Origin of the sequence: Mesorhizobium sp. M4A.F.Ca.ET.050.02.1.1, from assembly GCF_003997725.1 — a bacterium.
In the GTDB taxonomy this organism is placed as follows: Bacteria; Pseudomonadota; Alphaproteobacteria; order Rhizobiales; family Rhizobiaceae; genus Mesorhizobium.
The window spans coordinates 1-7,060 of sequence record NZ_RZSG01000278.1 but is presented as its reverse complement, the minus strand read 5'-3'; the positions used below and the strand labels follow the sequence as shown (position 1 = coordinate 7,060).

The window sequence follows — 7,060 nt, the reverse complement described above, 5'->3', positions numbered from 1 at the left end:
GCATGGCGGGCCTCTCTCGTTCGCGATCCAAAACAAAGCGGAAAAAGGCCGCGGCCGGCGCGACGTTAATCCGACGGCAATCCTTTCATATTAGCGTGGCCGCATATTCCGGGGATTGCTGAGGGGGTCAGCGGCCGATGGCGATGGTATCACGTGGCGCGGCTGGCGCGTTGAAAGCAGACGTGCCGGCAAGCCGGGGCACGGCGGGCCTCGCCGAGGCGATCGGCCGGATGGCGCAGCTGATCGAGCATTCGCGGGAGCGGATCCGGCTGCTCGAGGCGGTGATCGAGAATTTCCCCGGCGGCGTCTCGCTGTTCGACCAGGATCTCAACATGGTCATCTGCAACCAGCGGCAGCGGACCCTGCTCGACTATCCGGACGAGCTCTTCGCCAATGGCTATCCGTCGATGGAGATGCTGTTTCGCTTCAACGCCGAGCGTGGCGAGTACGGGCCGGGCGAAGTCGAACTGCACGTCGCGCGCCGGCTGGCGCTGGTCAGGCAGCGCGAGGCGCATGTCTATGAACGGACCCGCCCTAACGGAACCGTCGTCGAGGTGCGCGGCATGCCGATCGAGGGCGGCGGCTTCGTCACCACTTATTTCGACGTCACAGAGCAGCGCCGCGACCAGGCGACGATCGCCCACATGGCGCATCACGACGCGCTGACCGACCTGCCCAACCGCATGCTGTTTTCCGATCGGCTGCAGAGCGCGGTGGCGCTTGCCAGGCGCGGCGCGCTGATGGCCGTGCATTATCTCGACCTCGACAAGTTCAAGCCGGTCAATGACGGCTTCGGCCACAAGGCCGGCGACAGGCTGCTGATCGACGCGGCCACCCGGTTGCGCGGCGCGGTGCGCGACCACGACACGGTGGCGCGGCTCGGCGGCGACGAATTCGCCATCGTCCAGACAGGCATTGCCGCAAAGGGCGACGCGGCAGCGCTTGCCTCGCGCATCATCGATCGCTTCCGGGAACCCTTCACGGTGGCCGGCAAGCCGCACGTCCTTGGGCTCAGCGTCGGCATCGCGCTAGGGCCTGGCGATGGCGTGAGCTCCGACGAGCTGCTGCAGAAGGCCGATATGGCGCTCTACCGCAGCAAGTCCGGCGGACGCGGGAAATTCCACTTCTTCGAGGCTTGAAAAGCGGGGCGCGTTTCGACGGCAAAACAGGCTTCCCCAAACATGCGCAAATGCTAATATGGCTGTGCGCGGGGACAACACCCAATCTTCGCGTGGGAGCGTCGGCGGAGTCTCCATAGAGCTGCCTCGGCCGGCGCTCCGTCTCGCGTGCCGCCTCGCAGGCACGATCTCGTCGGGAGAAACAACGGCCGCGGCGGAGACGCTTCCGCACGCCCCCCGACCGCAATGGGAGGAAATCATGTCGCATTACGTCATACTCGTGAACTTCACCGAGCAGGGCGCCAAATCCATCAAGGACACGGTGAAACGGGCGGAGGCATTCAAGGCGATGGCCGCCGACAGCGGAGTGAAGGTGAACTCGCTACTGTGGACGCTCGGCCAGCACGACGTGGTGGCCACCGTCGAAGCCAATGACGACATAGCCGCCACCGCCCTCAGCCTCTCCGTGGCATCGCTCGGCAATGTGCGCACCCAGACGCTGAAGGCCTTCGACGCCGCCGACATGGCGAAGATCCTCGGCAAGATGGCCGTCTGACGGCAAGCAGCCCGGCGCGAGGCGTCACGCCGGGCATGCCCGAGCCCCGGAGCTGCCGGCTCGCGTCAACCGCCGGTGGAAGAGGTCAAGACAACTCTTGCATGCAACACCGCAAGGCCCTAAGTCCTAAGACGTAGGTCGCAGATCACAAGCCGAAAGGCAGATGAGAGCGCGGCACTGGTGCCAACTTGCGACCATGCGTGAAAGGTGCAACGCTCTAATAGGGTAGAGACATGGGCGGGCATTCCGGGCGTTGCAGTCCGGAGCGTTCGATCGGGCAAATGTATTTTCCGCAGTTCCTTGTGGGAATGTCGGTCACGCTTCTCGTGGTCCTTGGATGGACCTACGCGGAGACGGGATCGCTTTGGCAATCGCTGGGCTGGGCCTTCGTCGCCGCTTTGCTGCTGCAGGTGGGCTATTTCGTCGCCGTGCTGGCGATCATCTACGGCCGCGGCTCTTCAGTCGCCAAGACCAGCGACAGTTCGCTTCCGGCCAAGATGCCTGGCCCCTTCAAGCGCGATGGCATCCTCTTCAGCCTGCTATCGCGGCTGCTCTAGGCGCCCGGCGATTGGCGCGAGCCGAGGCGACAGCCAATCCCCCTGTGAGGGAGATTGGCAACTCCGCCGTTGGCGTCAGTTCCTCAGCGAGGCGCCGACTGCAGGCCTGAGGCGGCCGGCACCGGTTCGGATGAGAACACCACCACGGCGAAAATCAGAATCGCGGCGGCGACGATCAGCGAGCCGCCGGCCACCACCGGCTCCAGTGCCGGATTGCCGTGCAGCATCAGGTAGAGCGCGGGCATCATGATCACCAGGCCGAGCGTGTAGAGGCCGTAGTGGAGCATGGCGATGCGGCGGGCCGCCTTGGCCGGATTGAGCGCGTAATAGCCGCCGAACAGTGCCGACGTAACCCAGCCGAGAAGGTTGATGTGGGCGTGCGCGGGAAACGCGCCATGGTCGCCCGAGATGGCCATTTCCAGGCCGGCGGCGACGCCCAGCATGAGAAACACGATGGCGGTCTTGAAGAAGAGTTCCGAAACCCGTGGCATGTTGTTGTCCTCCCAATGCCTTTTGATCCCCTATACGCTGGAGACTACATTGGGAGAGAAAGATTTGCCATGCCGAACATGGGCTTAGCGGTGGTTTTCCCCGTTGCGATGAATGGAGGCGAATAGCGAACAGGGAGTAGCGAATAAGGACGAGCGAGTAGTGAGTAGCCAGCAGTGAATGGTCGGTGCCGCGGTATGCAGCACCCCCATTTGCTATTGCTACTCCCTACTCACTCTTCCCTACTTACTCATTCCGTCGTTTCCGTTTCCTCTTCGGCCGGATCGGAGGTCGTGTCATCGGTCGTCGCCGCGGCGGCGTCCTGCTCCGCCAGCTTGGCGGCTACCTGGTCGATCTTGTCGTCGAGCACGCCCGTGGCCCACTCTGTGACCTCGTCGTCGACCGGCTTGTTGGCCATCTCGGCAAGCGCCGCGTCGAGCGATGGGACTTCGGCAGCGGCTTCGTCGGCCGCGGTCTGGGCCGCGGCGGCTGCCGCTTCGGCGTCAGAGATGGCAGTCTCCTGATCGGCGATCTGCCCTTCCAGATCGGCGATCTGCGCGGCCTTGGCCGCCTCCTCCTCGGGCGTTGCCGGCGTCAGCGCATTCGCCTCGGCGAGCTGCTCGTTGAGGTCGGCGAGTGCGGCCTGGGCGTCGATGACCGCCTGATTGGCGGCTTCGACCGCGGCCTGGGCGTTCTGGGCATTCGCGGATGCCATCACATAGGCCTGCACTGCGGCGAAGTTCTTGCTCTTGGAGTTCATGTAAGCGTTGATGTTGCGCTGCAGCGAGTTCAGCCGGCCGAGCTTGGCGTGGAGATTCTTCTCCTTGGGCGTGGCGGCGACCTCGACGTCATCGACGGCGGCCTGCGTCTTCTTGCCTGACTTGGCCGATGCCGACTTGCCATGCGTGCTCTTGCCGTGCGTGCCGGAATTGCCGTGCGTGCCGCTCTTGCCGGAATTGCCGCCGCCACTATTGCCGTGGCTGCCGCCACTGTTGCCATGGCCGCCGCCGTTGCCGCCGCCATTGCCGTTGCCGGCCAGCGCCGGAGAGGCCAGGAGCGCGAATGCGGCCACCGCCGCCAATAGGGTTTTTCGGGTTGTCATAGTACCTCCTCGGGGATTCGCCACCTCGCCTACCCGCTATAGCAGTGTCGTATGCAAATTTGCTAATTCGAAGAAGTAAACTTTAGACAAATATAGTAGCGATGCGCGACCAACGCGCCGAGCGGAACGGGTAAGATATTGAAACCAAAGAGGATTATGGCGAACCAATAGCGACTGCACCCTTTGGACCGCAGAAGCCCTATACTGATCAGACCTTGGTCCTAACTGATCATGGGACGCAGTTACGCCAGCAACATCTTGCAGAACACCAAGTGAAACCTTTTGGCGGCAAGATGCTCAGCTTGCAACCAAAGGTACAGTGACTGTCGTTGCGTAATTGATCGGATACTGGTCGAAATACGGGAACTCGATGACGAAGGCGTAGCTGGCGGTCAGGTGCGCCATCTTGAAGCCGCCGCTGGCGGGATCGGTCGCTATCGTCACGACGACGTTCTTCAGGCCCAGCGCCAGCAGTTTCTGTGTGGCGATCGCCTGGATCTGGCTCTGCGAGAGCGTGTTGTTGAGCTGCAAGGCGCGGGCCGACGTTTCCAGCGTGTAGCGGACGGTCGACGTGGCATTGAACGACCAGCCGAACGCGAAGATGCCGAACAGCAGCATCACCAGGAACGGCGCGATCAGCGCGAACTCCAGCCCGGCGCCGCCGGACCGGTCGCCGAGCCATCTGGCGATCCGTTCAGCGGACACGGATCACCTCCTGATGGGTCATGACGCGCGGATCCGGAAAGATGCCGAAATTGAACGGCGGCACCCAGGTGCCCGTCGCCGTGATCTGGATGAAGGCATTCGGCAGCTTGGTTCCGCCGCAGATCGTAGTCTCATCCACCACCGTGGTGCCGCACTTGTAGGATCTGACCAGCACGACCGCGGCATCTTCGGGCTTGTTGTCCCAGCTCGAAAACGCGACCGCCTGCGTTCCCGCGTCATTGGTCGCGCCGGCCATCACCAGATTGGCCGCGGTTTTGACACCGGCGCGCATCTGCAGGTAGCTCGTCACGTAGGACCAGCCGTCGGCGATGCCGAGGCAGACGAGGCACAGGATGGGCAGCACCATGGCAAATTCCACGGCGGCTATCCCGGTCTTGTCCCGGAAGATGCGTGCGACCCGCTCACCCATCCGGCTACTCGACGAGCTGAACGGACTGCGCCGCCGGAATGTCCTTCATTCCGTAGCTGGTGCAGTCCTGCTTGATGGTCGTGCTGCCGGACCACTGGATGGTGTCGGCGACGACCTGGGTGCAGCCGCCGTTCCCCGAGAAATTGCCGAGGTAGTTGACCTGCTGCCTGGGGAAATAGATGGCGCCGGTCAAAAGCGAGTCCGCCGTGCCGTTGAACGTGCTCTGCGCCGCGGTCCCCGTCCTGTCGCCGTAGAACAGCACGCCGGAATAGGTGCCGGAGGTCGGCGCGCTCAGGTTCACCGTGGCGTTGCCGTTCATGCTGACGGTGTTGCTGCCGGACATGAAGATGGTCACGCCGGTGCAGGGTGCGGCGCAGGTGATGACCGCGTTGGCGTTGATCTTGAAACCGCCCTGCACGACATAGACACCGGAAGAAAGCGCGACATTGCCCTTGAGGTCCATGCCGCTGCAGTAGGTGCCGGCCTGGAGCGTTTGCGACGTCTTGTTGCCGTTGACATTCCTGCACGGGTTGGTGGCCGCGGGCGTCGGCAGGCTGGCGTAAGGATCGGCGGCAGGCAAGGCCTTGGTGACGTTGGAGCTGCAGGTCGTGGTCGCCGGATTGTTCAGCACCATGCCACCGACGGTGACAAGGCAGTCGGCCTTGAGCGCGGCCGATCCCTGCGTCCTGATGGCGTCCGCAGCAACCGAATTCGACATGATGACGCAGCCGGTGAGGTTGACGCTGGTGTTGCCGGAGAAGAGCGCCGCCTGCGGGGCCGACTGATTGAGCGCCTGGACGCAGGCCTTCGAGGCGTCGGTGATCAGCGCTACCGCCCTCGCCCGCTGCGGAACCGGGCTGCTGTTGAAGATGGCCGTGAAATAGCGATCGAGCTGCTGGTTGACGATGACCTCGACCGCCTTCTTTGCGGTGTTGGGGCCTGAAGACGGCGGCGTGTTGACCTGGATCGTGCCAGCAAAGCCGTTGGTGGTTGCCGAGGTGGTGGAGGCGGCGACGATGGTCGGGTTGTCCGAACCGGCGACCTTTTCCAACGCGCCCGCATAGGCCGCGGCATCGGCCACCGCCTGCAGCTTCAGGCTGCTGTAGTACCAGAGCGAGGTCTCGACACCGAGGCCGGCGCCGCCAACGACCACCGGCAAGGCGAAGGCGAAGATGACGGCGACGTTGCCGCCCGCGCCTCTGCGTCCCAGCAGGCGGTGAAAGTGATCCATGAAGAAACGGGCGCGCAATGCCATGCCACCATATGAGCAGGCATGCATAAACGAATGCCTAAGATTTTCGCTCGACTTGTCGCGGGCGGCGCTTGAAGGGCCGATTTTTCAAAGACTTGCCGCAAATGGCGCGTCTTTGATATAGCGGCTTATGGCGCCCTGAGGATATCGGCGCCCGGCTGCTCGTCGAACAGCACGGAACAGCCGCGTTCCAGCGCCACGGCCGACAACTCGTTCGCCACCATCTCGTCCGGCGAAATGAAATCCCCGGTCAGCACGCGCAATTCCTCCACTGCCCGTGCCATCGAAACCAGGCGTCCGGCGGCACGGCCGGTGACGCAGGCATTGACGATATAGACGAGGTCTGAAATCTCGAAATGGCCCATGTCAGGCCTCCCGCAAACGGCGTCCCTATCCGTCAACAACGCCGCCGGCCAGACGATGTTCCGGTCTTCGGCATCGTACCTCGTCATGCTGCACTGCGCTGCGACGCCCCCCAAAGTGACAAAAAAACGAGATTCCGACAAGATTGCGCATCCTCGCCGTTGGCCGCGACGAATGCCCTCGCCGGCCCCTCGGCGCCGCTTGACAACAGACCCTGTTTGTTCTCTTTTTGTTCGACAAAAAATTCCTTAAAACAGGCCCTGCTAATGCTGCAACGCCGCAAGGTGAACGGGATGGCGCAGGGCGCAGAAGCCACCATCCTGCATGCCGATCTCGACGCCTTCTATGCCTCGGTCGAGCAGTTGCTCGACCCCTCGCTCAGGGGCAAGCCGATCGCCGTCGGCGGTGGCGTGGTGCTGGCCGCCTCCTATGAAGCGAAGGCCTTCGGCGTGCGCGGCGGCATGCCCGGCCGCAAGGCACGCGAGCTT

Annotated in this window: 9 protein-coding genes and 1 pseudogene; 4 read left to right on the top strand and 6 right to left on the bottom strand. The window is 63.4% G+C overall.

Annotated elements, in window-relative coordinates:
* The first annotated feature begins 137 nt into the window (after window positions 1-137).
* The 3 genes from EOA33_RS18680 (at window position 138) to EOA33_RS18670 (ending at window position 2,231) form a co-directional block, all read left to right on the top strand.
* Entirely contained in the window at window positions 138-1,139 is a 1,002-nt protein-coding gene (locus EOA33_RS18680) for a diguanylate cyclase (RefSeq protein WP_126055392.1), read from the top strand.
* 238 nt (window positions 1,140-1,377) lie between these two features.
* Window positions 1,378-1,674: a GYD domain-containing protein gene (locus EOA33_RS18675; RefSeq protein WP_126055393.1), complete on the top strand. Its 297-nt coding sequence runs from the start codon at window positions 1,378-1,380 to the stop codon at window positions 1,672-1,674.
* Window positions 1,675-1,955: 281 nt separating this feature from the next.
* A complete protein-coding gene (locus tag EOA33_RS18670) occupies window positions 1,956-2,231 on the top strand; it encodes a hypothetical protein (RefSeq protein WP_126055394.1) in 276 nt (91 codons plus the stop codon).
* An 83-nt stretch (window positions 2,232-2,314) separates the two neighbouring features.
* Here the strand turns inward: EOA33_RS18670 and EOA33_RS18665 are convergent, their stop codons facing one another.
* The 6 genes from EOA33_RS18665 to EOA33_RS18640 all read right to left on the bottom strand — a co-directional run bounded on the left by EOA33_RS18665 (window position 2,315) and on the right by EOA33_RS18640 (window position 6,574).
* Complete coding sequence (locus EOA33_RS18665) at window positions 2,315-2,722, bottom strand: hypothetical protein (RefSeq protein ID WP_127406253.1); 408 nt, start codon at window positions 2,720-2,722, stop codon at window positions 2,315-2,317.
* Between the two features lie 248 nt (window positions 2,723-2,970).
* Window positions 2,971-3,822: a hypothetical protein gene (locus tag EOA33_RS18660; RefSeq protein ID WP_245482366.1), complete on the bottom strand. Its 852-nt coding sequence runs from the start codon at window positions 3,820-3,822 to the stop codon at window positions 2,971-2,973.
* A 297-nt stretch (window positions 3,823-4,119) separates the two neighbouring features.
* Window positions 4,120-4,527 carry a TadE/TadG family type IV pilus assembly protein gene (locus tag EOA33_RS18655; RefSeq protein WP_126055396.1) on the bottom strand — a complete coding sequence of 136 codons (408 nt, stop codon included), beginning with the start codon at window positions 4,525-4,527 and terminating at the stop codon, window positions 4,120-4,122.
* Window positions 4,517-4,957, bottom strand: a complete 441-nt coding sequence (locus EOA33_RS18650) for a TadE/TadG family type IV pilus assembly protein (RefSeq protein ID WP_126055397.1) — start codon at window positions 4,955-4,957, stop codon at window positions 4,517-4,519. The genes EOA33_RS18655 and EOA33_RS18650 overlap by 11 nt, the downstream gene beginning before the upstream one ends.
* 4 nt (window positions 4,958-4,961) lie before the next feature.
* Window positions 4,962-6,236: a pilus assembly protein TadG-related protein gene (locus EOA33_RS18645; protein WP_348628249.1), complete on the bottom strand. Its 1,275-nt coding sequence runs from the start codon at window positions 6,234-6,236 to the stop codon at window positions 4,962-4,964.
* A gap of 101 nt (window positions 6,237-6,337) precedes the next feature.
* On the bottom strand, window positions 6,338-6,574 hold the full coding sequence (locus tag EOA33_RS18640) for a hypothetical protein (protein WP_126055398.1): 237 nt from the start codon (window positions 6,572-6,574) through the stop codon (window positions 6,338-6,340).
* Between the two features lie 291 nt (window positions 6,575-6,865).
* On the opposite strand from EOA33_RS18640, the pseudogene EOA33_RS18635 reads away from it, so the two are divergent.
* Window positions 6,866-7,060, top strand: a pseudogene (locus tag EOA33_RS18635) (DNA polymerase IV); the annotation flags it as partial.